The organism is Pseudomonas sp., assembly GCF_049300855.1.
GTDB lineage: Bacteria > Pseudomonadota > Gammaproteobacteria > Pseudomonadales > Pseudomonadaceae > Aquipseudomonas.
The window spans coordinates 42,681-66,194 of the sequence record NZ_JBAQKH010000045.1 but is presented as its reverse complement, the minus strand read 5'-3'; the positions used below and the strand labels follow the sequence as shown (position 1 = coordinate 66,194).

Sequence of the window (23,514 nt, the reverse complement as noted above, 5' to 3'; positions counted from 1 at the left end):
GTACGCAGGTCGGTTGCTTTGAACCTGTTGGTTGTTTTGGCATCGTATTCATCGATAGCCCGCCCCACCTTTCAAACAATCGTTTTCAGGTTGTTGCCGCAGGGGCCATCGATACACGTACACGCCCTTGAGTGACCGTCAGCGCTCGGGTAATGTCATCAGACCCATAGGATAGAGCACGCCCATGACTTCCAAGCTGGAACAACTCAAACAATTCACCACCGTGGTTGCGGATACCGGCGACTTCGAAGCGATCGCCCGAGTCAAACCGGTCGACGCCACCACCAACCCTTCCCTGCTGCTCAAAGCGGCCGCCATTCCCGCTTATGCCGAACTGCTGAACGCTTGCGTCAGCGACTGCAAGGGCGATGTCGGCCTGGCCAGCGACCGTTTCGGCGTTGCGGTCGGTCAGGAAATTCTCAAAGTGATCCCCGGCCGCATCTCTACCGAAGTGGATGCGCGCCTGTCGTTCGATAAAGATGCTGTGCTGAAACGCGCGCATCGCCTGATCGAACTGTACGACAAGGCCGGCATTGGCCGCGACCGTGTGCTGATCAAGATCGCTTCGACCTGGGAAGGCATCCGCGCCGCCGAAGTGCTGGAGAAGGAAGGCATCCAGACCAACCTGACCCTGCTGTTCTCTTTCGCTCAGGCCGCCGCTTGCGCTGACGCCGGGGTGTTCCTGATTTCGCCGTTCGTGGGCCGCATCTACGACTGGTACAAGAAGGCCAACGGCAACGACTACACCGGCGCCGATGATCCGGGCGTGCAGTCGGTCACCCGCATCTACAATTACTACAAGGCCAATGACTACAAGACGGTGGTCATGGGCGCGAGCTTCCGCAACCTCAATCAAATCGAGCAACTGGCCGGCTGCGACCGCCTGACCATCAGCCCGGACCTGATCGACAAACTGGCCGCCGATACCGGCAAGCTGGAGCGCAAACTGGCACCGGGCAACGCCGGTGAAGCCCGTCTGAGCCTCAACGAAGCGCAGTTCCGCTGGTTGTCCAACGAAGACGCGATGGCCACCGAGAAACTGGCTGAGGGCATTCGTCAGTTTGCTCGCGATCAGGAGAAGCTTGAGGCGCTGTTGCAGGCCAAGCTGTGATTTGAGTTAGCGACATGCAAAAAGGGCGAACCTTCACAGGTTCGCCCTTTTTTATTCTGCATTGAGAGCCGCGCTGACTGATCTGGAGCCTTCGCGAGCAAGCTCGCTCCCACAAGGGGATTTGTGAACGACGCTGATCCAGTGTGGGAGCGAGCTTGCTCGCGAAGGGGCCAGCCCAGACAACATCACTTCATCAGATCAGTGTCTTTCGAGGGCATTCACCAGGTCATGGAACGCTTCCCGGTTGGAATCGTTCAGGCCCATGAGGATCTTGTGCGCTTCGAGTACCTTGATCCGCACCACTTCTTCCGACTGGTCCTGATCCGGCAGGTCGTCCAGGCACTCCGGGCATGGCACCGGGTGGTTGACGATATTGAACACCTGCTCGAACCCCATCGATTGCAACAGACGGGTGATGTCATCGTGGGTGGTGACGACAGTCGGCAACAGGCCGACCTTCTGCCGCGACAGAATCGACAGTTTGGCCAACAAGCCCAACGTCGTGCTGTCGATGCTGCGGGTTTCGGTCAAATCGATCACGATCGCGTTGAAATTCAGCGCGGTGAAGATTTTCTCAATAGTCGCATCCAACGCCGAACACAGGGTCAGGCGAACTTCACCGACGAACTTCAGGACGAAGGTGCCATCCTGCTCGGCGAACTGGATTCTACCGGTACTCATTAAAGATTCCTGCTCAACACCAACAGGGCGATATCATCCGGCATCTCCCCTAGCGTGGCCAATCCAAACACTTGCCGCAGACCATCCAGGCTGCCGCCCGCCGACTTCACCCGTTGAGGCAAAGCGGCTTCTTTTTCTTTGAGCGTAGGTTCTGGCAAAAGATCCAGAATGCCATCAGACATCAGCGTCAGGCTGAACGTCGGTGGCAGCTCAAGCACGTGATCTTCGTAGGTGGCTTCGTTGAAAAGCCCCACCGGCAGACCACGTCCTTCCAGATAACGAACACTGTCAGGCGTGTACAACACAGGCAACGGCAGATGGCCGCCGATGCTATAGGTCAACAAACCGGTCTCCTCGTCGATGACTCCACCGACCATTGTGACGTGTTTACCCAGCTTACAACTGATCAGCCCCCGGTTGATATGACCAAGGACTTCCGAAGGCTTGAATTCCGGCAAGGTGCCGTTGCGCTTGGATTCGAACAGCAAGCGCGTGGTCATGAACTTCAGCAGCACGGTGACGAAGGCTGAAGAGGCGCCATGACCGGATACATCCGCCAGGTAAAACGCAACCCGGCGCTCGTCGACCCGGAAATAGTCGACAAAATCACCCGACAGGTACAACGACGGGATGATCTGGTGAGCGAACTTGAACTCGTCAATGCTCCACGGGCTTTCCGGCAGCATGTTCATCTGCACCTGGCGACCGGCGTTCTGGTCTTCCTGGAGCAGGTTCAGGCTGGCCGCAAGCTCGCGGTTGGCCTTTTCCAGCTTCTCGCGGTAGCGCTGGTTTTCCAGCAGCAGGCGCGCACGATCCAGGGCCCGGCGCACGGAGTGCTCGAGCACAGCCAGATCTTCGAGAGGCTTGATCAGGTAATCCGCCGCGCCCAGGCGCAGGGCCTCGACCGCGTCGTTCATCACGCCGGCACCCGACACCACGATGACGGGCGTTTGCGGCGACCGCTCGGTGACCTGACGGATCAGTTCGAGACCGCCCATCTGCGGCATGCGCAGATCGCAGATGACCAAGTCGGGCGTGTCTTGCTCGAATACCTGAAGACCCTGTTGGCCATTGCTGGCCTGCAGGACGCTGAAACCACTGTCTTCCAAATAGGCCGCGAGGCTCGCGCGCACTACTTCGTCATCATCGATTATCAGCAGCGTGGCACTGGTTTTTGGCATGTGGGCAAACGGCGCCAGAATTAGGTTGGCGTAGTTGGCGGGGCATCGGGCCCTGCGCAGACTACTGGATTCGCTTTCTAGCCTCTCTGCTGCACCGCTTTCGAGCATTGTCTGCAAACGCGGTTGCACCAGAGGTGCCCTTCTAAGGCGCAGACGGTACTCCCATCCGCAGAGCGTTTCAAGCATGCGCCGATGGTCGCTTGACGACTTTACTTGTCAAATCACCGAGAGTTATAAGAACAGCTCAAACCGTAACCCAATGGAAGGACGGAACCATGAGTCAAACCGGTCGGGACTACAGCGAAAAGCGCGATTTCATCCGCATGCGGGTCGATGCCGATGTCGTGTTGATTCATGCAGGCGATCAGGTTTCAGCGACCTGTATCGATCTGTCCAGCAGCGGCATGCAGGTCGAAGCACCGCGCCAGTTCGCGGTTGGAGACCGTTTGCGCGTGCGCATCGACTCCGATCACGCGGCGCTCAGCGGCCTCGAGGCGGAGACCGAAGTGGTGTGGGTCAAGGCGCAGGAAGGCGACAGCCAGAGGCTCGGCCTGAGCATCCTTGAAATGAAATAGCTGCACACAAAAAAGGCGACCCGAAGGTCGCCTTTGTTTTTACCGGTCGAGATTAAAAATCGTCTTCGACCTGGCCATCCTTCACTTTGAACTCGCGGTTCTGCAAGTAAGCGTTGCGGATGAAGGTGTACTTGTCGCCGCTGATCAGCTTCTCGCTCGACAGCAGGCTGGCACGGGTGTCGACGATGTTCAGGCCGAAGATCGAGTTACGCACCGGTACATCGTTGATGTAGCGATACATGCCGGTGTAGCTGTCGACGTACTTCGACGGCGCATCACGCAGGGTGCTTGGGCCCATCAGCGGCAGCATCACATACGGACCGCTGCCCACGCCCCAGTAACCGAGGGTCTGACCGAAGTCTTCATCGCTGCGGTTCAGGCCCATCTTGGTGCCGACGTCGAAGAAACCGAGCAGACCGAACGTGGTGTTGAAGATCAGGCGCGCGGTATCGACGCCCGCAGCAGCCGGTTTGGCCTGCAGAATGTTGTTCGCCAGGTTGGTGACGTCACCGACGTTGCGGAACATGTTGTGAATGCCATCTTCGAGGAACTGCGGCGTGACAAACTCATAGCCCTGCGCCAGAGGCTTCAGCGCGTAGGTGTCGACGAAGTCGTTGAACTGGAAGATTGGACGGTTGACGCTTTCCCAAGGGTCTTCTTCCGTTGCCGCCTGAGTGGCGAACGGAGCCAGCAACAGGCCGGCACATACAGATAGCTGAGCGAGCGGATTGCTCCAGCGCATAGAAAAACTCCTTGGATTTGTACTGTCGCGGACATCTGGGTCCGGGTGTTCAGGCCGCTAGTATAAGCGCAAAAGGCCGTTTGGACAGTGCGCGCAATGAAGCTGTCTGTAGGACGCTTCCTGAGTTGCCCTTCACACCGTTGTCATCCAACTGTCACTGACACGCCCTAGCCTGATCGTTATTTCAGGGACGCTGCCATGACACACGCTGAAACCTTGCCCCTCACCGCGTCCAGCCTGACCGCTGTGCTGTTCGGACTCAGCGGTTGTCTGGTGGATTTCGGCGCCCGTGCCCGGCAACAGACCATCGCCCTGCCCGAGTACGCCGAGGCCACGCCGGGCGCACTCGACAGCCTGCAGAGCTTGCAGCGCCAGCACATTCCCTGCGCCTGGCTGGATGAACTGCCCCCTGCCCTCGCCCAACCGTTGTCGGCCTCGCTACCGGCGTGGATCAAACCCGCGCAACATTCAGCAACAAACAACCCGTGGCCCGCGCCGAACGCCTGCTGGCAAGCCTTGATGGATCTCAACGTCAGCAGTCTCGACGGTTGCGTTCTGGTCAGCGGTGAACCGCGTCTGCTGCAAGCCGGCCTGAATGCCGGACTGTGGACCATCGGCCTCGCCTCCTGCGGCTCGCTGTGCGGCCTGGCGCCGGCAGAATGGCAAGCGCTGAGCCAGAAAGAACGCGAACAACTGCGTGGCAAGGCGACGATGCAGCTATTCGCCCTAGGCGTGCATTCAGTGATCGATCACTTGGGCGAGCTCGGCACCTGTCTCGCCGACATCAATCTGCGTCGGCTCAAAGGCGAAAAGCCCTGACCGGGATCATGCAGGTTTGCCGGGAGTGGATTAATCTAAAGGTCAGCCATAGACCTTTGGCGCGCGGCTGCGGTCAATGCCAGTGCCTACTGATAAAAGGAAAACACCATGCCCGCCCAAGAACTGCAAAAACAGCTCGAAACCCTGCGCGAGCAGCTGGAGCAGAATCCGCCGCTGTCGGAAGTCGAGCGTGAGGATTTGCATGCGCTGATGGCGCAGATTGAACTGGAACTTGAACTCGAAACCAAGACCAAAGATTCGAACATTGCCGACGGCGTGAACCTCGCCGTTGAACGCTTTGAAGTTGCCCATCCCACCATCGCTGGCACCCTGCGCAACATTGTGCAGTCGCTGGTCAGCATGGGAATTTAAGATCTCCGAAATACAAAAAAGCCCTGCCATCACTGGCAGGGCTTTTTCATTTCCGGACTTGAAACACACTTCCCTGTGGGAGCGAGCTTGCTCGCTCCCACAGGGGATATCGCACATTCCGGATCTTTATTGACGCACCAGCCGGTGGTTCGGCAGCTGTACGCTTTCAGTGCTGCGATACGGATTGATATCCAGACCACCACGACGCACGTAACGGGCAAATACCGTCAGCTTCTCTGGTTTCAGAAGACGCTGCAAATCGAGGAAAATCCGCTCCACACACTGCTCATGGAAGTCCGAATGCTGACGGAAGCTGACGATATATTCCAAGAGACTCGCATGATCCAGCGCCGAGCCGCGATATTCCACCACCACGCTGCCCCAGTCCGGCTGACTGGTTACCGGGCAATTGGATTTGAGCAGGTGGCTATACACCGTCTCTTCGACAACCCGCGAATCATCGCAACGCAGCAGTTCCGGGCGCGGATGCTCATAGTTGCTGACGCTGATCTCCAGATCATCGATGCACACGCCGGGCAACGCCACCACGCCTTCCGCTTCAACGTCCTTCAAGCTGCGAACCCGCACGCCCACCGGTTTGCCGGCAGCGGCCGACAAATCCTTGACCAGCGTCGCTTCCAACGTGGCGATGTCGGCAAACGCCGTCTGGTTCAGCGAGTTCAAATACAACTTGAACGACTTCGATTCGATGATGTTCGGCGAATCCGCCGGAATGCTGAATTCGCCGATCGCCACCACCGGCTTGCCCGACGGCAGCAGCCACGACAGCTCGAAGCAATTCCAGAAATCCACACCTTTATACGGCAGGGTGTCGGCGGTCAGGCCCAGCTCGGCCCATTTCGCGGTGCGCGGAATCGGGAACAGCAGGGACGGCGTGTAGGTGGCGATGTATTCGCTGGATTTGCCCAGCGGCGAGTGTTCGGCTGCGGGATGCATGGCGGAAACCTGACTGAAGAATCAGCGGATTCTACCAGCCTTTGCCCGCGCCTTTGAGTGCTTACTGACTGACAGTCAGTTTGCCGACCATGCCCGCCTGATAATGCCCGGGAATATTGCAGGCAAATTCCAGGCTGGTTGCCTTGCTGAACGTCCAGGTCAACTCGGCGGTTTTGCCCGGTTCGACCAGCACGCTGTTCGGGTCGTCGTGCTTCATGCCATGACCCATCGCCGCGTGATCCATACCCGCCATATCGTGGGACATTTCCTTCATGCCGGTAGGCGTGAGCACGCCGCTTTGCTGCATCTGCAACATTTCCTGCTGGTGTTTGGCATGCATCGCTGCATCACCGAGGTTGAATTCGTGCAACAACTGACCTTTATTCACCAGCACAAAGCGAACGGTCTCACCAGCCTTGACCTGAATCGCCTTGGGGTCGAACGACATGTCGTTCAATACCACTTCAATGCTGCGCGTGGCTTTGGCGACAGGCGCTGGCTGGCCAAACTCGTAGGTGTGAGCTGGCGCGGCCCACACTGATGAACTCAGCGCCAACAGACAGGCAGCCAACGTCAGGGATTGGCGTAAAAACATGGTCGTTCTCCAACAAGATAAAGTTCAGCCTGTGGGAAACTTTAGCCGGCCTGCGCTGGCATCTACCTGACAGGCAGATTACAACTTTGTCAGGTTGGCGTTTGTCGCCTGCGCTCACTGTATAAAGCTTGCGTTTTTACCCCCCCGAACAAAACCGAGTCGTCCATGAAACTGTTGATCGTCGAAGACCAAGCGAAAACCGGCCAATACCTACGCCAGGGCCTGACCGAGGCCGGGTTCAACACGGAACTGGTGGCCGACGGCAACAGCGGTCAGCAATTGGCGCTGAGCGGTGATTACGCGCTGCTGATCCTCGACGTGATGCTACCGGGCCGCAACGGCTGGCAGATTTTGCACGCAGTGCGCAGCGCCGGGCTGGATACGCCGGTACTTTTTCTCACGGCCAAAGACGCCGTGGAAGACAGGGTTCACGGCCTCGAACTGGGCGCTGATGATTATCTGGTCAAACCCTTCGCTTTCTCCGAACTACTGGCGCGGGTGCGCAGCCTGTTGCGTCGCGGCAGCGCCACGCCACAGGAAACCAGCCTGCAACTGGCCGATCTGCGCCTGGACCTGATCCGCCGCCGGGTCGAGCGCAGCGGCCAGCGCATCGACCTGACCGCCAAGGAATTCGCCTTGTTGGAAATGCTCTTGCGTCGCCAAGGCGAAGTGCTGCCGAAATCGCTGATCGCCTCACAGGTCTGGGACATGAATTTCGACAGCGACACCAATGTCATCGAAGTGGCGATCCGCCGTTTACGCCTGAAGATCGATGACGAATTCCCCAACAAGCTGATCCACACCGTACGCGGCATGGGTTACGTGCTTGAAGAGCGCAGCGCCTGATGCGCCGCTTGTCCCTCAGCTCACGCCTGGCCTTGTTGTTTGCCGCTTGCACCGCCGTGGTTTCACTGTTCGCCGGGGTGTTGTTCAGCCGCGCCAGCGAGGCGCATTTCATCGAACTCGACCAGCAACAACTGGATGGCAAACTGATCGGTCTGCGCCGCGCGCTGCAGGATCTTCAGCCTGCTCAGCGTGAAGCTCGACTGGCGGATGAGCTCAGCCGTCAGGCCGATTTGTCGCTGCGCATCACCGGTGCAGACGGCCAGCGCTGGTACGACAGTTCGACGCAAATCCCCAAGGATTTACCGCAGCAAACAGGTCTGTCGACGATCACCAACGACGGCGCGGACTATCGCGTGCTCAACGCCCCGCTCTACCCGGACAAACCCGCTTCGCCGCAATTGACCTTGCTTTTGGATATCACCCATCACCAGCACTTCCTGCAACGCATGCAGCATCTGATCTGGCTGACCGTCGGCCTCTCGGCACTGGCCACCGCATTACTCGGCGCTTGGGCTGCCCGCAGCGGTCTGCGTCCGTTGCGGCGTATGAGCGCGGTCGCCCGTGGGATTTCTGCACAATCGCTGAATGCCCGACTGCCGGAAGCGCAAATGCCGCCAGAACTTGCGGAAATGGCCCACAGTTTCAACGCCATGCTCGCACGCCTCGACGACTCGTTTCAGCGGCTCTCAGCGTTTTCCGCCGACATCGCCCATGAACTGCGCACACCGCTGTCGAACCTGCTGACTCACACGCAGGTCACCCTCACCCGCCCACGGCCGATCGAAGATTACCGCGAAGCGCTGCACAGCAATCTCGAAGAACTGCAATGGATGGCGCAACTGGTCAACGACATGTTGTATCTGGCCAAGGCTGACCACGGCTTGCTGATGCCCAAGCGTGAACCGCTGGAACTGGCGGATGAGAGCGACGTGTTGCTGGAGTTTTTTGCACCGTTGGCGGAAGACGCCGGGGTCAGACTGAGTCGTGAGGGCCATGCGCGGATCGAAGGTGATCGCAGTATGTTGCGCCGGGCCTTGTCGAATTTGCTGGATAACGCGCTGCGCTTTACCCCGGTTGAGGGTTATGTGAGCTTGCGGATCGTTGATCAACCGAACGCCGTTGGCATTTCAGTCGAGAACAGTGGCGAGGGGATTTCTGCAGAGCTGTTGCCGCGGCTGTTTGACCGGTTTTACCGGGCCGATCCGGCGCGGCAGGAAGGCAGCAGTGAGCATGCGGGGTTGGGGTTGGCAATTACTCAGTCGATCATCCGCGCCCATGGTGGGCAGATTCGTTGCGAATCGGAGGCGGGATGGACGCGGTTTGTGATTGAGCTGCCCAAGGGAGATTGAGGCCAGCCATTCAGGCCCCTTCGCGAGCAAGCTCGCTCCCACAGGTATCGAGTTGAATCACAATTTGTGAACGACCCGAAACCCTGTGGGAGCGAGCTTGCTCGCGAAGACGGACTTGAAACTCAGGAATATCTCAGCGCGTGAGCCGGCTCGATCTTCGCCGCCCGCCACGCCGGATATACCGTCGCCAAAAAGCTCAGAATAAAGCCTGCCGAGCAGATCAACAGCACATCCCCGCCCTGCAGTTCCGACGGCAGATTGCTGACGAAATATACATCCGAACTGAAGATGTGCTGCCCGCTCACGCGCTCGACCCAGCCAACCATCTCGCTGACATTCAGTGCGGCAATCACACCCAGCACACCGCCAATAAGGGTGCCGACAATACCGATCACGGTGCCCTGCACCATGAAGATCGCCATGATCTGTCGCGGCGTGGCGCCGATGGTGCGCAGGATCGCGATGTCCGCGCCCTTGTCGTTCACCACCATGATCAGCGTTGCGATGATGTTGAACGCCGCCACCGCGACGATCATCAGCAACAGCAGGCCAATCATGGTTTTTTCCATCTTCATCGCACTGAACAGGCTGCCCTGAGTGTGCGTCCAGTCGTCAGCCTTGAAATCGGTGCCCAAACCGGCGGCGATATCCGAGGAGACTTTCGGTGCGGCGTACAGATCTTTGACCGCCAGACGCACACTCTGCACCTGATTCGGTTCCCAATGCTGCATGGTCGCGGCATCGGCGACATGGATCAGGCCCATCGAGCCGTCCAGTTCTGCGCCAACCTTGAACACACCCACCACGTTCAGCCGCTGCATGCGCGGGGTGATGCCGCCCGGTGCGGTGCTGACTTCCGGGACGATCAAAGTGATCTTGTCACCGACGTTTAGGCGGAAATGGCGGGCGGTGATTTCACCGATTACCACACCGAACTCGCCCGGCTTCAAGGCATCGAGACGGCCCTGGACAATGTGCTGGGCAACGATCGAGACCTTGCCTTCCTGCGCCGGATCGACGCCGCTGATCTGGATTGGCTGCATCAGGCCCTTATAGGAGAGCATGCCTTCCATTTCGGTGAACGGTACGGCGGCAGTCACTTCAGGATTCTTCATCGCGGCGGCAGCCACCGGCTGCCAGTCATCGATCGGCTTAACGCCAACGATGGTCGCGTGCGGCACCATGCCGAGGATGCGCGAGCTCATTTCGCGCTGGAAGCCGTTCATCACCGACAACACCACGATCATTGCCAGCACGCCGAGGGCGAGGCCGATCATCGAGGTCATCGAAATGAACGAAACAAAGCGATTGCGGCGCTTGGCGCGGGTATAGCGCGTGCCGATAAAGATCGATAACGGTCTGAACATTCGCTGGGGCACCGTATAAAAATAAAAGACCCGACACCTTTTCAGGTGTCGGGTTTCAGCCAATCAGATAGGCGTAAGACGACCTTCTTGCAGGTGCAGTACGCGATCCATCTGGCGGGCCAGGTTCATGTCGTGAGTCACCACCAGAAACGCGGTGCGCATCGAAGTGCTGAGTTCCAGCATCAAATCCTGAATGCCTTGCGCGGTGTGCGAATCGAGGTTGCCGGTAGGCTCGTCGAGCATCACCAGGCCTGGCTTGTTGACCAAGGCGCGGGCGATAGCGACACGTTGACGCTCACCACCGGACAGTTCCGCCGGTTTGTGCTCCAGACGATGGCCGAGGCCGACGCGTTCCAGCAAAGCGGTCGCGCGCAGACGGGCTTCCGGGATCGGCGTCTTGCCGATCAACAGCGGCATGCAGACGTTTTCCAGCGCAGTGAATTCCGGCAGCAAGTGGTGGAACTGATAGACGAAACCGAGCGCACGGTTACGCAGCAGGCCGCGCTTCTTCTCGCTCAATGCCGACAGCTCTTCACCGTCGAGCCAGACGCTGCCCTTGGTCGGCGTATCGAGGCCGCCGAGCAGGTTGAGCAAGGTACTTTTGCCCGAACCCGAGGTGCCGACAATTGCCACACGCTCGCCCGGGTGCAACTCCAGTTGCAGGCCGGCGAGGACTTCTACCGATTCCGGACCTTCCTCGTAGGATTTGCCCAGGTTACGGCAGCTCAAGATTGCTTGTTCACTCATGCCCGACTCACTCATAACGTAGCGCCTCCGCCGGCTGGGTGCGCGCGGCACGCCAGGCGGGATACAGGGTGGCGAGGAAACTCAGGACCAACGCCGCCGCGCAGACCATGACGACATCCTGGATCTGCACCTGCGACGGAAGATAATCAATGAAATACACGTCAGCATTAAGGAATTTGTGGCCGATCAGGCCTTCCAGTGCCGAGATCGCGGCGCTGACATTAAGCGCGGCGAAAATACCGACCACCGCGCCAATCGCCGTACCGACCACGCCGATCACCGTGCCTTGCACCATGAACGTGCGCATGATCGTGCCCGGCGTTGCGCCCAATGTGCGCAGAATGGCGATGTCGCCCTTCTTGTCGTTGACCACCATCACCAGCGTGGAAATGATGTTGAACGCCGCCACAGCAACGATCAGCAACAACAGCAGGCCGATCATGGCTTTTTCCATGCGGATCGCCTGATACAGATTGCCGTGGGTGCGCGTCCAGTCGCGGGCGTAGTAATGGTCTTCGCCAAGCTGCTGCGCGATGTTCCATGCTACGCGCGGCGCCTGAAACAGGTCGTCGAACTTCAGGCGAATGCCCTGCACCTGATCAGGCTTCCAGCGGTGCATCTTCGCCAGATCCTGCAGGTTGGTGACGCCCAGATAGCCGTCGAGCTCACCGGCGCCGACATGGAATATGCCGACCACGGTAAAGCGCTTCATGCGCGGAAACATCCCGGCCGGGGTCACGCTGACCTCCGGCGCGACAAAGGTGACCTTGTCACCGATGCCGACGCCGAGCTTGGTCGCGGCCTTGTCGCCAATCACGATGCCGAAGCTGCCCGGCGTCAAATCGTCGAGTTTGCCCTGCTTCATGAAGTTGTCGATGATCGACACGTTGCGCTCCAGCGCCGGGTCGATGGCGTTGAGCAACACCTTGGACACCTGACCGTTATTGGTCAACAGGCCCTGCATCTGGGTGAACGGCGCAACCGCCGTCACCTGCGGGTTCTGCTTGACCTGGGTCGCCAGGCTTTGCCAATCGTTGATCGGCTCGGTGGATTCAATGGTCGCGTGGGGCACCATGCCCAGCACGCGGGTGCGCATCTCATGATCGAAGCCATTCATCACCGACAGCACGACGATCATCACGACCACGCCAAGGGCGAGCCCGATCATCGAAGTCAGGGAAATGAATGACACAAAATGATTGCGACGCTTTGCACGGGTATAACGCGTGCCGATAAATACGAAGAGAGGTCTGAACATGTCGGGGCTTGTTCGGAGGGAAAAGGAACGTCCTTGTGGCGGGGGTCGATAACCAGCTTTACACTCAGACCACCGCCGCTACCATGGGTTCGCCATGTCGACATTAGATGAAGAAGATCGCCGCGAATACTACCGTATCGAGGACACGATCGCACTGGAAATTCGGCCCCTGTCCGCTCCCGAAGCCGCAGGCCAGGAAGTGTTGCAGGATGCTTCCCCGCTCTTCAACCTGCTCAGTGAACTGCACCTGAGCGAATTCGAGTCGCAGCACCTGTTGCGCCAGATCAGCGAGCGCGACCGGGCCATCGCCGCGTTCCTGAAATCCCAGAACAAGCGCATCGACCTGCTCAGCCAGGTGGTCGCCCTGACCGTGCTCGGCCATATCGGCGAGCCGCAACCGGTGATCATCTCCGAAGGCGGGATCGACTTTCAGTACCCGACGCCGATTGCCACCGGCGCACACCTGTCGGTGAAACTGGTGCTGATGCCGCAAGCGCTGGGCCTGCTGCTGCGCGCCCGCGTCACCCATTGCGACCGCAAGGGCGACGGTTATGACGTCGGCACCGAGTTCGAACACTTGACCGACGCCCAGCGCCAGTTGCTCGCCCGCTATATCTTGCAGAAGCAGGCCCAGGAACGACGTCTGGCCCGCGAACAGAACGAATCAGGCATTTAATTTAAGGAAGAACCGTGACCCTCATCTACGGCCACCGCGGCGCCAAGGGCGAAGCACCGGAAAACACCCTGAGCAGTTTTCAGGAATGTCTCAAGCACGGCGTGCGCCGCTGCGAACTCGATCTGCACCTGTCCAAGGACGGCGAGCTGATGGTCATCCACGACCCGACCCTCAAGCGCACCACCGAACGGCGCGGCAAGGTCGTCGAGCACACTGCCGCCGAACTGGTGACCTACGACGCGCGCAAGGGTGGCCCGGGCTGGATCAAGCCGTGCCCGATTCCGACCCTGGAAGAGTTATTCGAGAAGTGCGATTTCGAGCACTGGCAGCTGGAAGTGAAAAGCGCTTCACGTACTCGCGCGGCAACCACGGTGCTGGCGATTCGTGAAATGGCCCAACGGCATGGCCTGCTCGACAAGGTGACGATCACCTCGAGTTCGCGGGAAGTGTTGAAAGCGGCGCTGGATCTGGTGCCGGATGTGTCACGCGGACTGGTCGCCGAATACGCCTGGCTCGACCCGTTGAAGGTCGCGGCCAGTTACGGCTGTGAGATTCTTGCGCTGAACTGGACCCTGTGTACGCCGGAACGCCTGCAGAAGGCGCAGCGTCAGGGGCTGCATGTGTCGGTGTGGACCGTCAACGAGCCTGCGCTGATGCGCAGACTCGCCGACTTCGGCGTTGACAGCCTGATTACAGACTTTCCCGGTTTGGCCACTGCCACGCTCGAGAATTGCTGAAATCGGTCTCCCCGGCCGGCTCAGGCCACCGGCCGGAGCCCGTCAAAAAAGCCGGTTGAGACCGTCGTACGCCGCTACCCGATAGGCTTCGGCCATGGTCGGGTAGTTGAACGTCGTGTTGACGAAGTACTTCAGCGTGTTCAACTCGCCCGGCTGGCTCATGATCGCCTGACCGATGTGGACGATCTCCGACGCCTGATAACCGAAGCAGTGAACGCCGAGCACTTCCAGGGTTTCACGGTGGAACAGGATCTTCAGCATGCCTTGCGGCTCACCGGCAATCTGCGCACGCGCCATGCTCTTGAAGAACGCCTTGCCGACTTCGTACGGCACTTTGGCCTGAGTCAGTTCCTGCTCGTTCTTGCCGATCGAGCTGATCTCCGGAATGGTGTAGATACCGGTCGGCACGTCATTCACAAAGCGCCAGCTACCGTTATCAACGATGCTGCCAGCAGCCGAACGGCCCTGGTCGTGGGCGGCACTGGCCAAGCTCGGCCAGCCAATCACGTCACCGGCACCGTAGATGTTCGGCACGCAGGTGCGGTAAGCCTCGTCGACCTCGATCTGGCCACGGCTGTTGACCTTGACGCCAATGTTTTCCAGACCGAGCTGGTCGGTGTTACCGGTACGACCGTTGCACCAGAGCAAGGCGTCGGCCTTGATCTTCTTGCCAGACTTCAGGTGCAGGATCACGCCGTTGTCGACGCCTTCAACGCGATCGTAATCTTCGTTGTGGCGCACGGTGATGTTGTTGTTGCTGAAGTGGTAGCTCAACGCCTGGGAGATTTCCGAGTCGAGGAAGCTCAGCAACTGACCACGGTTGTCGACCAGTTCAACCAACACACCCAGACCGCTGAAGATCGAGGCGTATTCGCAACCGATCACGCCGGCGCCGTAAACGATCAGTTTGCGCGGGGTGTGGCCGAGGCTGAGGATGGTGTCGCTATCGTAGATACGCGGGTGGTGGAAATCGATGTCCGCCGGGCGATACGGACGCGAACCGGTGGCGATGATGATGTGCTTGGCCACCAGTTTCTCGACCACGCCGTTGGCGCAGACCACTTCGATGGTTTGCTCGTCGGCGAAGCTGCCGGTGCCGAAGAACACGTCGACGCGGTTACGGGCGTAGTAGCCGGTGCGCGAGGCGACTTGTTTGGAAATGACTTTCTCGGCACTTTTCAACACGTCCGGGAAGGAGAACCAGCGTGGCTCGCCGATCGCCCGGAACATAGGGTTAGTGTTGAACTGCATGATCTGCCGCACCGAGTGACGCAGTGCCTTGGACGGAATGGTGCCGAGGTGGGTGCAGTTGCCGCCGACCTGGCGACGGCTGTCGACCATCGCGACCTTGCGCCCTGCTTTGGCGGCGTTCATTGCCGCGCCTTCTCCCGCCGGGCCGGAACCCAGTACCACCACGTCGTAGTTGTAGACAGCCATGCGTACTCCTCAGAACAGGCCGCGGTGCCAGCAGCACCGGCGGCTAAATCACGCCGAACGGCGGCGCGAAGGAACAATTGGGGGTCAATCAAGAACCCGGACACAGTCTATAGAAGCGTCAACGCCGCGCACATTAACCCTTGGTCGCGTCGTAGGCTACTTTTGCCTGCACTACAACGCCAGCTTTCGTATTGTTCTCAGTCAGTTTTTTTGCCACTGAGGTGCTCGAAAGCCGAGTTGGTGCGGACGACAAAACCTGTATCGGCACGAATGACAAAGAATGCACCAATCTCATGTTTTTCGGCATAGTCCCAAGCCCTTTCGGGGCCGAGAATAAGCAACAGCGTCGATAGTCCATCGGCCATCAGCGCTGAAGGATGAATCACCGTGACGGACGCCAGGCTGTGTAGGACCGGTGCCCCCGTGCGGGCATCAAAGGTGTGGGAATAGCGCCGACCGTCCTGCAGGAAATAGTTGCGGTAGTCGCCGGAGGTGGAAACGCCGTAGCCATCGACATTGATGATGCGCTCGGCGACCTGTTGATCATCACGGGGTTCTTCCAAAGCGATGCGCCAGGGTGAGCCGTCGAGTTTTCTGCCTTTGGCCTTTAATTCACCTGTGGCTTCGGCCAAGTAGTCTTGAATGCCCATGGCGTCGAGCCTCGCCGCGATAGTGTCGACGGCATAACCGGCAGCAATGCTGTTGAAATCGACTTCGACTGCCGCGTCCTTGCACAACTGCTCGCCATCGATGCGCAGATGCTGCTGACCAACGCGCTGCATGACTTCGGCAAGCGCTTTGGCGTCCGGGACTTTCTCCTCGCGTCCCTGCGGGCCGAAGCCCCAGAGATTCATCAGCGGCTCGACAGTGAGGTCGTAGGAGCCTTCGCTTTGCACTGACAGCTGTTCGCCAACGCGGACCAATTCGAGCACCGATGCAGGCATTTTCTGACAGCTGTTGGCCGGCAATTCATTGAAACGCTCGATGTCCGAGTCATTGCGATAGGTGGATAACTGCCGGTCGACTTCGCCGAGGATGCCTTCCACTTCGCTGCGAACTTGCACGGGATCGGCAAGGCCCGCACGGCGCACGTATTTGATCGAATACGTGCTGCCCATGGTCGGCCCACCGAAGCTCTCCATGGCATCGCCATTGCCGCAGCCAGCCAATACGCCAACCAGAATCACAAGCCCAAGCAACCGTCCAGTGAACAATTATTCATCTCTCCGTAAAACCACGGCGGCCATTATGAATTAAAGGATCTGCAACATCTTTATACAAAATCCAATAGTGAGTACCTGAACATGTCCACCACCACGGGCAAAGGCAAAGCGATTTTTCGCGTTGTCAGCGGCAACTTTCTCGAAATGTTCGACTTCATGGTCTACGGCTTCTACGCCACGGCCATCGCCAAGACTTTCTTTCCGGCCGACAGCGCCTTCGCTTCCCTGATGCTTTCGCTGGCGACCTTCGGTGCCGGCTTCCTGATGCGACCGTTGGGGGCGATTTTCCTTGGTGCTTATATTGACCGCCATGGCCGTCGCCAAGGGCTGATCATCACGCTGGCGCTGATGGCGGCCGGTACGGTACTGATCGCCTGCGTGCCGGGCTATGCCACCCTCGGCGTCGCTGCGCCGCTGATCGTACTGTTCGGCCGTTTGCTGCAAGGCTTTTCGGCTGGCGTGGAGTTGGGCGGTGTCTCTGTCTATCTGGCAGAAATCGCCACACCGGGCCGCAAGGGCTTCTTCGTCAGTTGGCAGTCTGCAAGCCAACAAGCGGCGGTGGTCTTCGCCGGCCTGCTGGGCGTCGGCCTCAATCACTGGCTGAGCCCGGAACAAATGGGCGATTGGGGCTGGCGCGTGCCGTTCCTGATCGGTTGCATGATTGTGCCGGTGATCTTCGTCATTCGCCGTTCACTGGAGGAAACGCCGGAGTTCCAGGCCAGGAAACATCGCCCTACCCTGCGTGAAATTGTCCGCTCGATTGGTCAGAACTTTGGCATCGTCATCGCTGGCATGGCGTTGGTGGTGATGACCACGGTGTCTTTCTACCTGATCACCGCTTACACCCCGACGTTCGGCAAGGCTGAGCTGCACTTGTCGGACTTTGATGCGTTGCTGGTGACGGTGTGCATCGGCCTGTCGAACTTCTTCTGGTTGCCGGTAATGGGTTCGGTGTCTGACAAGATCGGACGTAAACCCCTACTGCTGGCGGCGACGATTCTGGCGATTCTTACAGCCTATCCGGCGCTGTCGTGGCTGGTGGCGAACCCGAGCTTCAGCCATTTGCTGATTGTCGAGTTGTGGCTGTCTTTCCTCTACGGTTCGTACAACGGCGCGATGGTGGTGGCGCTGACCGAGATCATGCCGGTGGAAGTGCGCACGACCGGGTTCTCGCTGGCTTACAGCCTGGCAACGGCAACCTTCGGCGGGTTTACCCCGGCGGCGTGTACGTATCTGATTCATGTGCTGGATAACAAGGCAGCACCGGGGATCTGGCTCAGTGGCGCGGCGGTGTTGGGGTTGATTGCGACGCTGGTGCTGTTCCGTGGCAACAAGCATGAACTGCGCACGGCGCAAGCAGCCATACCCGGCGGCGCCCGATAGGAATCTATCGCTGGCAAGCCAGCTCCCACAGGTTTATTTGGCGGTTATACGATTGCATTCACCCCCCTGGACCCTGTGGGAGCTGGCTTGCCAGCGATGAGGCCACAACAGGCAATGAAGATTTTTCAGGCATAAAAAAACGCCCCGACCAAAGTCGGGGCGTTTTCATGTGCAGCTATCGCTTAGCGCGGGAACGCTGGCGGGTTTACACCGGCCATGTCTTCCATCACGCGGATAACCTGGCAGCTGTAACCGAACTCGTTGTCGTACCAGACGTACAGAACAACGCGGTTGTCCTGCACGATGGTCGCTTCAGCGTCAACCACACCGGCGTGGCGCGAGCCAACGAAGTCAGTGGAAACCACTTCCTGCGAATTGACGAAGTCGATTTGCTTGTGCAGATCGGAGTGCAGCGCCATGTAGCGCAGGTACTCGTTCATCTCTTCACGGGTAGCGGCTTTCTCAAGGTTGAGGTTGAGAATGGCCATCGACACGTTTGGCGTCGGAACGCGGATCGCATTACCGGTCAGCTTGCCGGCCAGCTCAGGCAGGGCCTTGGCAGCAGCGGTGGCAGCACCGGTCTCGGTGATCACCATGTTCAACGCGGCGCTACGGCCACGGCGATCGCCCTTGTGGAAGTTGTCGATCAGGTTCTGGTCGTTGGTGTACGAGTGAACGGTTTCGACGTGACCGTTGATGATGCCGAACTTGTCATTCACAGCTTTGAGCACCGGCACGATGGCGTTGGTGGTGCAGGAAGCGGCGGACACGATCTTGTCGTCAGCGGTGATTTCACCGTGGTTGATGCCGTGCACGATGTTCTTCAGCTTGCCTTTGCCAGGCGCGGTCAGAACAACGCGGTCGATACCCGGGCACTGCAAGTGCTGGCCCAGACCATCGGCGTCACGCCATACACCGGTGTTGTCCACCAGCAGCGCGTCTTTGATGCCGTACTGGGTGTAATCCACTTCAGTCGGGTTCTTCGCGTAGATCACCTGGATCAGGTTACCGTTGGCGGTGATGGTGTTGTTTTCTTCGTCGATGGTAATGGTGCCGTTGAACGAACCATGCACCGAATCGCGACGCAGCAGGCTGGCGCGCTTGGTCAGGTCGTTGTCGGCGCCTTTGCGCACGACGATGGCACGCAGACGCAGACCGTCGCCACCACCGGTTTTTTCGATCAGGATGCGCGCCAGCAGACGGCCGATACGACCGAAGCCGTACAGCACAACGTCGGTGCCTTTACGTGCGGAAGCGTTTTGCTGGCCAACCACGTCAGCCATTTCTTCACGTACGAACTGCTCGGCGCTGCGGCCATTGCCTTCGTTACGGAATTTGAACGCCAACTTGCCCAAGTCTACCGAGGCCGCGCCGAGCTTGAGCTCGCTCATGGCCTTGAGCAGTGGGAATGTTTCGTGGACGGAGAGTTCGCTGTCGTCGGAAGAACGGTGGCGCGCAAAGCGGTGAGCTTTGAGAATCGCGATGACAGACTGGTTGATCAGGCTGCGGCCATAGATCGAGCTCACCACGTTGTTATTGCGGTAGAGCTGACCGATAAGCGGAATCATCGCTTCTGCGAGTGCTTCACGGTCGATCCATTCACCAAGACACTGGTCGGGCTTCTGAGTCACGGTAACCTTCCACATGTAGGGGCAGAAAAAAGGGGCTACATTATGCCGCCGACTACCTCTTGTAGCAATGCGCGCTTGTCGCGCAATCGGTAACAAAATTCCGTTCAAAAAAATTACGCCTCTCTCCAGCCCAGTAAAACCGGGGCTTTCAGCGCAGTCAATTTTTCGACGACTGTTAGACGATGTCTGTAACCCTCCGTAACACCAGCCACTTTCGGCACTACATAATCGCTAAAAAACGGCTGGTTTTTATGGTTACCACTACATTTCGCGTAAACATCGAAGATAGACGTAGTCTGCAACTGACAGGCGGCACCGGACGCCGCTACAATTACCGACTTTGCCGCAAAGCCTGGAGCTCAACCTTCCGTGCCCGTTCTGCGTCTACCGCTACTCCCTGCCGAGGCAGGTAAACAGCATTGGGGCAATCTGCCCGGTGCTGCCCTCAGCCTGGCGATTGCCGAGGCTGCCAGCGCTGCCAAGCGCTTCACCCTGCTACTGACCGCCGACAGCCAGAGCGCTGAACGACTGGAACAGGAGCTGAGTTTCTTCGCCCCGGATTTGCCCGTGCTGCATTTCCCCGACTGGGAAACCCTGCCGTACGATCTGTTCTCGCCGCACCAGGACATCATTTCCCAGCGCATTGCCAGCTTATATAGGCTGCCGGAACTGGCGCACGGTGTACTGGTGGTGCCGATCACCACAGCGCTGCACCGCCTGGCGCCGACCAAGTTCCTGCTTGGCAGCAGCCTGGTGCTGGATGTCGGCCAGAAACTCGATGTCGAGCAGATGCGTGCACGGCTCGAAGCCAGCGGCTATCGCTACGTCGACACGGTTTATGAGCACGGCGAGTTCACCGTCCGTGGCGCACTGATCGACTTGTTCCCGATGGGCAGCAAACTGCCCTACCGCATCGACCTGTTCGACGACGAAATCGAGACCCTGCGTACCTTCGATCCGGAAAACCAGCGCTCCATCGACAAAGTCGACTCGGTCAAGCTGCTGCCGGCCCGCGAGTTTCCGCTGCAAAAGGACGCGGTCACCCGCTTCAAGGCACGCTTCCGTGAGCGCTTTGACGTCGACTTCCGTCGCTGCCCGATTTTTCAGGATCTGAGCAGCGGCATCACTCCGGCCGGTATCGAGTACTACCTGCCGCTGTTCTTCGACGAAACCTCGACGCTGTTCGATTACCTGCCGCAGGACACCCAAGTGTTCTCTCTGCCCGGCATCGAGCAAGCGGCGGAAAACTTCTGGAACGACGTGCGCAATCGCTATGAAGAGCGTCGCGTCGACCCTTCGCGTCCTTTGTTGCCGCCCGCCGAATTGTTCCTGCCGGTGGAAGACTGCTTCGCCCGCCTGAAGAGCTGGCCACGTGTGGTCGCCAGCCAGCAAGACGTGGAAACCGGTGTCGGCCGCGAGCGCTTCCCGGCGCAAGCACTGCCGAATCTGGCAATCGAGGCAAAAGCCACACAACCGCTGGCGGCGCTGTCGACCTTCCTCGATGAATTTCCCGGCCGCGTGCTGTTCACCGCCGAATCCGCCGGCCGTCGCGAAGTGCTGCTGGAGTTGCTCGAGCGCCTGAAGCTACGGCCGAAAACCGTCGACAGCTGGCCGGACTTCGTCGCGAGCAAGGATCGCCTGGCGATCACCATTGCCCCGCTCGATGAAGGTCTGATGCTGGATGACCCGGCACTGGCACTGGTCGCAGAAAGTCCGTTGTTCGGTCAACGCGTGATGCAACGCCGTCGCCGCGAGAAGCGTAGCGACGTCAGCAATGACGCGGTGATCAAGAACCTCACCGAGCTGCGCGAAGGCGCGCCGGTGGTGCACATCGACCACGGTGTCGGTCGCTATCTGGGCCTGACGATTCTGGAAATCGACAATCAGGCTGCCGAATTCCTCACCCTCGAATACGCCGAGAACGCCAAGCTTTATGTACCGGTGGCCAACCTGCACTTGATTGCGCGCTACACCGGCAGCGACGATTCGCTGGCCCCGCTGCACCGCCTCGGCTCCGAGGTTTGGCAGAAAGCCAAACGCAAAGCCGCCGAACAGGTGCGCGATGTTGCCGCTGAATTGCTCGACATCTATGCCCGCCGCGCCGCTCGCGAAGGTTATGCGTTCGCCGACCCGAAAGCCGATTACGCGACGTTCAGCGCCGGTTTCCCGTTCGAAGAAACCCCGGATCAGCAATCGACCATCGAAGCGGTGCGCGCCGACATGCTCGCGCCGAAACCAATGGATCGCCTGGTCTGCGGCGACGTCGGTTTCGGCAAGACCGAAGTGGCCATGCGCGCGGCGTTCATCGCCGTACACGGTGGCCGCCAGGTTGCGATTCTGGTACCGACCACCCTGCTCGCCCAACAGCACTACAACAGCTTCCGCGACCGCTTCGCCGACTGGCCGGTGACCGTCGAAGTGATGAGCCGCTTCAAATCGGCCAAGGAAGTCAACGCGGCGATCGCCGATCTGGCGGAAGGCAAGATCGACATCGTCATCGGCACGCACAAGCTGCTGTCCGACGATGTGAAAATCAAAAACCTCGGGCTGGTGATCATCGACGAAGAACACCGTTTCGGTGTCCGTCAGAAAGAACAGCTCAAGGCCCTGCGCAGTGAAGTCGACATTCTCACCCTGACCGCCACGCCGATTCCGCGCACGCTGAACATGGCGGTGTCGGGCATGCGCGACCTGTCGATCATCGCCACGCCGCCGGCGCGACGCCTGTCGGTGCGCACCTTCGTCATGGAGCAGAACAAGAGCACGGTCAAAGAGGCCCTGCTCCGCGAACTGCTGCGCGGCGGTCAGGTGTACTACCTGCACAACGATGTGAAAACCATCGAGAAATGCGCCGCCGATCTCGCCGAACTGGTACCGGAAGCGCGTATCGGTATCGGTCACGGGCAGATGCGCGAGCGCGATCTCGAACAGGTGATGAGCGACTTTTATCACAAGCGCTTCAACGTGCTGATCGCCTCGACCATCATCGAGACCGGTATCGACGTGCCGAGCGCCAACACCATCATCATCGAGCGCGCCGACAAGTTCGGCCTGGCGCAACTGCACCAGTTGCGTGGTCGTGTCGGCCGTAGTCACCACCAGGCTTACGCCTACCTGCTGACGCCGCCGCGCCAGCAAATCACTTCGGACGCGGAAAAGCGTCTGGAGGCGATCGCCAATACCCAGGATCTCGGCGCCGGTTTCGTGCTGGCGACCAACGACCTGGAAATCCGTGGCGCCGGCGAACTGCTCGGCGATGGCCAGAGCGGGCAGATTCAGGCTGTGGGCTTCACGTTGTATATGGAGATGCTGGAACGCGCGGTGAAATCGATCCGCAAGGGCGAGCAACCGAACCTCGATCAACCGCTCGGCGGTGGCCCGGAGGTCAATCTGCGCGTGCCGGCGCTGATTCCGGAAGACTATCTGCCGGATGTTCACGCGCGCCTGATCCTGTACAAGCGCATCGCTTCGGCGACCGACGAGGAAGGCCTTAAGGATCTGCAAGTCGAGATGATCGACCGCTTCGGTCTGCTGCCGGAACCGACGAAGAATCTGGTGCGTATCACCGCGCTGAAGTTGCAGGCTGAACAATTGGGCATCAAAAAAGTCGATGGCGGCCCGCAAGGTGGACGTATCGAGTTCGAAGCGCAGACGCCGGTCGATCCGATGACGTTGATCAAACTGATTCAGAGCCAACCGAAACGCTACAAATTCGAAGGCGCGACGATGTTCAAGTTCCAGGTGCCGATGGAACGTCCGGAAGAGCGCTTTAATACTGTAGAGGCGCTGTTTGAGCGCCTCCTCCCGAAATCTGTTTGAAGGACGCC

General features: G+C 59.2%; 21 protein-coding genes. 10 read left to right on the top strand and 11 right to left on the bottom strand.

What is annotated here, in order from left to right; genetic code table 11:
* Positions 1–184 precede the first annotated feature (184 nt).
* Entirely contained in the window at positions 185–1,111 is a 927-nt protein-coding gene (gene tal, locus WA225_RS23660; RefSeq protein WP_016986723.1) for a transaldolase, read from the top strand.
* 198 nt (positions 1,112–1,309) lie between these two features.
* Here the strand turns inward: tal and rssC are convergent, their stop codons facing one another.
* On the bottom strand, positions 1,310–1,792 hold the full coding sequence (gene rssC, locus WA225_RS23655; RefSeq protein WP_042560140.1) for an anti-sigma factor antagonist RssC: 483 nt from the start codon (positions 1,790–1,792) through the stop codon (positions 1,310–1,312).
* Complete coding sequence (gene rssB / locus WA225_RS23650; RefSeq protein WP_064117871.1) at positions 1,792–2,973, bottom strand: two-component system response regulator RssB; 1,182 nt, start codon at positions 2,971–2,973, stop codon at positions 1,792–1,794. Before rssB ends, rssC begins: the two co-directional genes overlap by 1 nt.
* 275 nt (positions 2,974–3,248) lie before the next feature.
* On the opposite strand from rssB, the gene WA225_RS23645 reads away from it, so the two are divergent.
* Positions 3,249–3,548 carry a PilZ domain-containing protein gene (locus WA225_RS23645; protein WP_064117870.1) on the top strand — a complete coding sequence of 100 codons (300 nt, stop codon included), beginning with the start codon at positions 3,249–3,251 and terminating at the stop codon, positions 3,546–3,548.
* Between the two features lie 52 nt (positions 3,549–3,600).
* Here the strand turns inward: WA225_RS23645 and WA225_RS23640 are convergent, their stop codons facing one another.
* A complete protein-coding gene (locus tag WA225_RS23640) occupies positions 3,601–4,290 on the bottom strand; it encodes a VacJ family lipoprotein (RefSeq protein WP_397482448.1) in 690 nt (229 codons plus the stop codon).
* Positions 4,291–4,488: 198 nt separating this feature from the next.
* On the opposite strand from WA225_RS23640, the gene WA225_RS23635 reads away from it, so the two are divergent.
* Positions 4,489–5,109, top strand: coding sequence for an HAD family phosphatase (locus tag WA225_RS23635; protein WP_422609864.1), 621 nt, complete (start codon positions 4,489–4,491; stop codon positions 5,107–5,109).
* A gap of 108 nt (positions 5,110–5,217) precedes the next feature.
* A complete protein-coding gene (locus WA225_RS23630; protein WP_422609863.1) occupies positions 5,218–5,481 on the top strand; it encodes a DUF4404 family protein in 264 nt (87 codons plus the stop codon).
* A 126-nt stretch (positions 5,482–5,607) separates the two neighbouring features.
* Here WA225_RS23630 and queF read toward each other — a convergent pair whose 3' ends face one another.
* Positions 5,608–6,438 (bottom strand): NADPH-dependent 7-cyano-7-deazaguanine reductase QueF, encoded by an 831-nt coding sequence (queF, locus tag WA225_RS23625; RefSeq protein WP_422609862.1) that lies wholly within the window; start codon positions 6,436–6,438, stop codon positions 5,608–5,610.
* A 61-nt stretch (positions 6,439–6,499) separates the two neighbouring features.
* Positions 6,500–7,033, bottom strand: coding sequence for a cupredoxin domain-containing protein (locus WA225_RS23620; RefSeq protein ID WP_422609861.1), 534 nt, complete (start codon positions 7,031–7,033; stop codon positions 6,500–6,502).
* A 165-nt stretch (positions 7,034–7,198) separates the two neighbouring features.
* Here WA225_RS23620 and WA225_RS23615 point away from each other — a divergent pair, with 165 nt between their 5' ends.
* Both WA225_RS23615 and WA225_RS23610 read left to right on the top strand, forming a co-directional pair.
* The gene (locus WA225_RS23615; RefSeq protein ID WP_422609860.1) at positions 7,199–7,879 is read left to right on the top strand and encodes a heavy metal response regulator transcription factor; all 681 of its coding nucleotides are present in this window, start codon (positions 7,199–7,201) and stop codon (positions 7,877–7,879) included.
* Positions 7,879–9,228, top strand: a complete 1,350-nt coding sequence (locus WA225_RS23610; RefSeq protein ID WP_422609859.1) for a heavy metal sensor histidine kinase — start codon at positions 7,879–7,881, stop codon at positions 9,226–9,228. The genes WA225_RS23615 and WA225_RS23610 overlap by 1 nt, the downstream gene beginning before the upstream one ends.
* A 122-nt stretch (positions 9,229–9,350) precedes the next feature.
* On the opposite strand, the gene WA225_RS23605 is transcribed toward WA225_RS23610, so the two are convergent.
* From WA225_RS23605 to WA225_RS23595, 3 genes are all read right to left on the bottom strand, one after another.
* Positions 9,351–10,595, bottom strand: a complete 1,245-nt coding sequence (locus tag WA225_RS23605; protein WP_422609858.1) for a lipoprotein-releasing ABC transporter permease subunit — start codon at positions 10,593–10,595, stop codon at positions 9,351–9,353.
* Positions 10,596–10,658: 63 nt separating this feature from the next.
* A complete protein-coding gene (lolD, locus tag WA225_RS23600) occupies positions 10,659–11,357 on the bottom strand; it encodes a lipoprotein-releasing ABC transporter ATP-binding protein LolD (RefSeq protein ID WP_422609857.1) in 699 nt (232 codons plus the stop codon).
* Positions 11,350–12,600, bottom strand: a complete 1,251-nt coding sequence (locus WA225_RS23595; RefSeq protein WP_422609856.1) for a lipoprotein-releasing ABC transporter permease subunit — start codon at positions 12,598–12,600, stop codon at positions 11,350–11,352. The genes lolD and WA225_RS23595 overlap by 8 nt, the downstream gene beginning before the upstream one ends.
* Before the next feature lie 94 nt (positions 12,601–12,694).
* Between WA225_RS23595 and WA225_RS23590 the strand changes: the two genes are divergently transcribed.
* Together WA225_RS23590 and WA225_RS23585 are read left to right on the top strand one after the other, a co-directional pair.
* The gene (locus tag WA225_RS23590) at positions 12,695–13,276 is read left to right on the top strand and encodes a PilZ domain-containing protein (protein ID WP_210703292.1); all 582 of its coding nucleotides are present in this window, start codon (positions 12,695–12,697) and stop codon (positions 13,274–13,276) included.
* Between the two features lie 14 nt (positions 13,277–13,290).
* Complete coding sequence (locus tag WA225_RS23585; protein ID WP_007910500.1) at positions 13,291–14,013, top strand: glycerophosphodiester phosphodiesterase; 723 nt, start codon at positions 13,291–13,293, stop codon at positions 14,011–14,013.
* A gap of 42 nt (positions 14,014–14,055) precedes the next feature.
* Here the strand turns inward: WA225_RS23585 and sthA are convergent, their stop codons facing one another.
* A complete protein-coding gene (sthA, locus tag WA225_RS23580; protein WP_064117858.1) occupies positions 14,056–15,450 on the bottom strand; it encodes a Si-specific NAD(P)(+) transhydrogenase in 1,395 nt (464 codons plus the stop codon).
* Positions 15,451–15,647: 197 nt separating this feature from the next.
* On the bottom strand, positions 15,648–16,592 hold the full coding sequence (locus WA225_RS23575; RefSeq protein WP_422609916.1) for an FAD:protein FMN transferase: 945 nt from the start codon (positions 16,590–16,592) through the stop codon (positions 15,648–15,650).
* A 162-nt stretch (positions 16,593–16,754) separates the two neighbouring features.
* On the opposite strand from WA225_RS23575, the gene WA225_RS23570 reads away from it, so the two are divergent.
* Positions 16,755–18,056, top strand: a complete 1,302-nt coding sequence (locus WA225_RS23570; RefSeq protein WP_422609855.1) for an MFS transporter — start codon at positions 16,755–16,757, stop codon at positions 18,054–18,056.
* 182 nt (positions 18,057–18,238) lie between these two features.
* Here the strand turns inward: WA225_RS23570 and WA225_RS23565 are convergent, their stop codons facing one another.
* On the bottom strand, positions 18,239–19,702 hold the full coding sequence (locus WA225_RS23565) for a glyceraldehyde-3-phosphate dehydrogenase (RefSeq protein WP_007910488.1): 1,464 nt from the start codon (positions 19,700–19,702) through the stop codon (positions 18,239–18,241).
* A gap of 354 nt (positions 19,703–20,056) precedes the next feature.
* Here WA225_RS23565 and mfd point away from each other — a divergent pair, with 354 nt between their 5' ends.
* On the top strand, positions 20,057–23,506 hold the full coding sequence (gene mfd / locus WA225_RS23560) for a transcription-repair coupling factor (protein ID WP_422609854.1): 3,450 nt from the start codon (positions 20,057–20,059) through the stop codon (positions 23,504–23,506).
* Positions 23,507–23,514 lie beyond the last annotated feature (8 nt).

Coding starts and splice junctions, on each gene's coding strand:
- WA225_RS23605 (WP_422609858.1), bottom strand. CDS start 10,595: ATGTTCAGACCGTTATCGATCTTTATCGGCACGCGCTATACCCGCGCC.
- WA225_RS23635 (WP_422609864.1), top strand. CDS start 4,489: ATGACACACGCTGAAACCTTGCCCCTCACCGCGTCCAGCCTGACCGCT.
- WA225_RS23565 (WP_007910488.1), bottom strand. CDS start 19,702: ATGTGGAAGGTTACCGTGACTCAGAAGCCCGACCAGTGTCTTGGTGAA.
- WA225_RS23645 (WP_064117870.1), top strand. CDS start 3,249: ATGAGTCAAACCGGTCGGGACTACAGCGAAAAGCGCGATTTCATCCGC.
- WA225_RS23590 (WP_210703292.1), top strand. CDS start 12,695: ATGTCGACATTAGATGAAGAAGATCGCCGCGAATACTACCGTATCGAG.
- sthA (WP_064117858.1), bottom strand. CDS start 15,450: ATGGCTGTCTACAACTACGACGTGGTGGTACTGGGTTCCGGCCCGGCG.
- WA225_RS23575 (WP_422609916.1), bottom strand. CDS start 16,592: ATGGAGAGCTTCGGTGGGCCGACCATGGGCAGCACGTATTCGATCAAA.
- WA225_RS23615 (WP_422609860.1), top strand. CDS start 7,199: ATGAAACTGTTGATCGTCGAAGACCAAGCGAAAACCGGCCAATACCTA.
- WA225_RS23630 (WP_422609863.1), top strand. CDS start 5,218: ATGCCCGCCCAAGAACTGCAAAAACAGCTCGAAACCCTGCGCGAGCAG.
- queF (WP_422609862.1), bottom strand. CDS start 6,438: ATGCATCCCGCAGCCGAACACTCGCCGCTGGGCAAATCCAGCGAATAC.
- rssB (WP_064117871.1), bottom strand. CDS start 2,973: ATGCCAAAAACCAGTGCCACGCTGCTGATAATCGATGATGACGAAGTA.
- lolD (WP_422609857.1), bottom strand. CDS start 11,357: ATGAGTGAGTCGGGCATGAGTGAACAAGCAATCTTGAGCTGCCGTAAC.
- WA225_RS23595 (WP_422609856.1), bottom strand. CDS start 12,600: ATGTTCAGACCTCTCTTCGTATTTATCGGCACGCGTTATACCCGTGCA.
- tal (WP_016986723.1), top strand. CDS start 185: ATGACTTCCAAGCTGGAACAACTCAAACAATTCACCACCGTGGTTGCG.
- WA225_RS23610 (WP_422609859.1), top strand. CDS start 7,879: ATGCGCCGCTTGTCCCTCAGCTCACGCCTGGCCTTGTTGTTTGCCGCT.
- WA225_RS23640 (WP_397482448.1), bottom strand. CDS start 4,290: ATGCGCTGGAGCAATCCGCTCGCTCAGCTATCTGTATGTGCCGGCCTG.
- WA225_RS23570 (WP_422609855.1), top strand. CDS start 16,755: ATGTCCACCACCACGGGCAAAGGCAAAGCGATTTTTCGCGTTGTCAGC.
- rssC (WP_042560140.1), bottom strand. CDS start 1,792: ATGAGTACCGGTAGAATCCAGTTCGCCGAGCAGGATGGCACCTTCGTC.
- WA225_RS23620 (WP_422609861.1), bottom strand. CDS start 7,033: ATGTTTTTACGCCAATCCCTGACGTTGGCTGCCTGTCTGTTGGCGCTG.